This is a genomic window from Acidisphaera rubrifaciens HS-AP3 (assembly GCF_000964365.1).
Taxonomy (GTDB): domain Bacteria; phylum Pseudomonadota; class Alphaproteobacteria; order Acetobacterales; family Acetobacteraceae; genus Acidisphaera; species Acidisphaera rubrifaciens.
The window spans coordinates 1-2879 of the sequence record NZ_BANB01000105.1 but is presented as its reverse complement, the minus strand read 5'-3'; the positions used below and the strand labels follow the sequence as shown (position 1 = coordinate 2879).

5 protein-coding genes are annotated in these 2879 nt (G+C 74.2%); all 5 read left to right on the top strand.

What is annotated here, in order from left to right; all coding sequences use genetic code 11:
- Window positions 1-466, top strand: a 466-nt coding sequence (locus B8460_RS04205; protein ID WP_048860323.1) for a GDSL-type esterase/lipase family protein, incomplete at its 5' end; no start/stop codon positions are given.
- On the top strand, window positions 463-996 hold the full coding sequence (thpR, locus tag B8460_RS04200; protein WP_048860322.1) for an RNA 2',3'-cyclic phosphodiesterase: 534 nt from the start codon (window positions 463-465) through the stop codon (window positions 994-996). The genes B8460_RS04205 and thpR, both read left to right, overlap by 4 nt.
- Window positions 993-1718, top strand: coding sequence for an NAD-dependent deacylase (locus tag B8460_RS04195; RefSeq protein WP_048860321.1), 726 nt, complete (start codon window positions 993-995; stop codon window positions 1716-1718). Before thpR ends, B8460_RS04195 begins: the two co-directional genes overlap by 4 nt.
- Window positions 1715-2299 (top strand): uracil-DNA glycosylase family protein, encoded by a 585-nt coding sequence (locus tag B8460_RS04190; protein WP_048860320.1) that lies wholly within the window; start codon window positions 1715-1717, stop codon window positions 2297-2299. The genes B8460_RS04195 and B8460_RS04190 overlap by 4 nt, the downstream gene beginning before the upstream one ends.
- Window positions 2299-2879, top strand: a 581-nt coding sequence (locus B8460_RS04185; protein ID WP_048860319.1) for a quinone oxidoreductase family protein, incomplete at its 3' end; no start/stop codon positions are given. The genes B8460_RS04190 and B8460_RS04185, both read left to right, overlap by 1 nt.

Below are 2879 nucleotides of genomic sequence, written 5' to 3'. Positions count from 1 at the left end.
GTCCGGCGACACCTCGGCCGGCGGGCGGGCGCGGCTCGACTGGGTGCTCGGCGATCCCGGCGCGGCGGACGCGGCGCAGGCGGCGATCGTCGAACTCGGTGCCAATGACGGGCTGCGCGGAGCCGATCCGGGGCAGATGCAGGCAAACCTCGCCGCCATCCTCGACACGCTCGCGGCCCGCCACATCCCGGTCCTGCTGGCCGGCATGTACGCGCCACCCAACATGGGGCCGGACTACGAACGCGCCTATCGCGCGGCGTTCGATGCGCTCGGCCGCCGTCCGGGAGTGATCTACGACCCGTTCTTCCTCGCCGGGGTGGCGCGGGTGCCAGGGCTTAACCAGGCCGACGGGCTGCACCCCAATCCGGAGGGCGTGCGCCGCGTGGTCGCCCGGCTGCTGCCCCGCGTGATCGACCTCCTCGCGCGCGCCGACCCCGGGACGGGCGGGACGGAGGGGAAGTCATGAGGCTGTTCGTGGCGCTCGATCTGCCGTGGACGCTGCGCGAGCGGCTGGAGGACCTGGCCGCCGGCGTGCCGGGGGCGCGGTGGCTGCCGTCGGAGAATTATCACCTCACGCTCCGCTTCATCGGCGAGATGCCGGGCCATCGGGCGGAGGATATCGACGCCGCCCTGGCCGGCCTGCGCGGCCGCGGCTTCGAGCTGACGCTGGAGGGTGTCGGCGCGCACGAGAAGTCCGGCCGGCCGCACGCTCTGTATGTCGGGGTCGCGCGCAACCCGGCGCTCGATCACCTGCGTGGCAAGATCGAGACGGCGTTGCAGCGCGCGGGGCTGGAGCCGGAGCGGCGGCGCTTCTTGCCGCATGTCACCATCGCCCGGCTGGACGGCGTGGCGGACGACCGGCTGGTGGCCTGGCTGCAGGCGCACGCCCTGTTCCGCGCCGATCCGGTGCCGATCGAGCACTTCACCCTGTTCAGCTCCCGCCTCGGCAAGGAAGCCTCGGCCTATACCGCCGAGGCGGATTACGCGCTCGCATGACCGACGCACCAAACAAGACCGGCGCGCCCAACATCGTCATCCTGACCGGCGCCGGCATCAGCCGCGAGAGCGGGCTGGCCACGTTCCGCGACCCGGACGGCATCTGGCAGCAGGTGCGGATCGAGGACGTGGCGACGCCCGAGGCGTATCGGCGCGACCCGGAGCGGGTGCAGGCCTTCTACAACGCGCGCCGCGCGCAGCTCGCGGACGTCGCGCCGAACGCCGCGCATCTGGCACTCGCCGAGCTGGATCGGCGCTGGCCGGGCGAGCTTCTGCTGGTGACGCAGAACGTGGACGACCTGCACGACCGCGCCGGCAGCCGGCGCCTGCTGCACATGCACGGCGAGCTGCGCCGCGCCTGGTGCCGCGCCTGCGACGCCACCCATCCTTGGGACGAGGATCTGGGCATGGCCACCGCCTGCCCGGCCTGCGCGACCATGGGGCGGATGCGGCCGCACATCGTCTGGTTCGGCGAGATGCCGCTGCACATGGATGCGATCGAGGCAGCACTTGCCCGGTGCGATCTGTTCGTCAGCATCGGCACCAGCGGCAACGTCTATCCCGCCGCCGGCTTCGTCGCCGAGGTGCGCGGCCGGGCGGAGACGGTGGAGCTGAACCTCGAACCATCCGAGGGCACGCATCTGGTCGACCGCGCCGTCCACGGTCCGGCGACCCGGATCGTGCCGGATTTCGTCGCTGACCTCCTGGCCCGCCGGGCATGAGCACGGCCGAAACCCTGGACGACGTGGCCGCGGCCGCGCGGGCGTGCCGCGCCTGCACCGACCTGCCGCTCGGCCCGCGCCCGGTGCTGCGCGTCTCCGCCACCGCCCGGCTGCTGATCGCGAGCCAGGCGCCGAGCACGCGGGTCCACGTCTCCGGCACGCCCTGGACCGATGCCTCCGGCGTGCGGCTGCGTACCTGGCTCGGGATGGACGAGGCGGCGTTCTACGACGGACGCCGCGTCGCCATCCTGCCGATGGGGCTGTGCTACCCGGGGCGCCTGCCCGCCGGGGGCGATGCGCCGCCGCGTCCGGGCTGCGCCGCGCGGTGGCAGCCCCGGCTGCTGCCGCTGATGCCGGCGATCCGCCTGACGCTGCTGGTCGGCACCTATGCCCAGACGCACTACCTCGGCCGCGGCGCGATGACCGAGCGGGTGCGCGACTGGCGGCGCCACCTGCCCCGCTTCTTCCCGCTGCCGCATCCGTCATGGCGCACGACGGGGTGGGAGGCACGCAATCCCTGGTTCGGCGCGGAGGTGCTGCCGGCGCTGCGCGCGGCGGTGGCCGCGGCGCTCGCCGACTGATGCGCGCCCTGCGTTTCGAGCGTTTCGGGCCGCCCGATGTCCTGACGCTGCGTCACGTCCCCGATCCGGTGGCGCGGCCGGGCGAGACGGCGGTGGTCGCCGTCAAGGCGACGTCGATCAACCCGTCCGACGTCAAGAACGTGGCCGGCGCGATGCACGGCACGCTGCTGCCGCGCACGCCGGGCCGCGACTTCTCCGGCGTTGTGATCGACGGGCCGGAGGCGTGGCGCGGCGTGCCGGTCTGGGGCACCGGGGGCGAGATCGGCTTTACCGTGGACGGCGCGCATGCCGAGCGGCTGCTGGTGCCGCTCGCCGCGCTGACACGCAAGCCGGCGCGGCTGAGCCACGACGATGCCGCCTGTGTCGGCGTGAACTTCGTCACCGCCTGGCTGGGGATGGTCGAATACGGCGCGGTGCGCCCCGGCGAGTGGGTGGCGGTCATCGGCGTCGGCGGCGGGGTGGGCGGTGCCGCGGCGCAGATCGCGCATGCCGCCGGGGCGCGGGTGATCGGCGTCGCCCGTGCCCCTCTGCCGGACGACGCCCCGGCCGCCGGCTGCCTCGCCGCCTTCGTGGCCGCGAG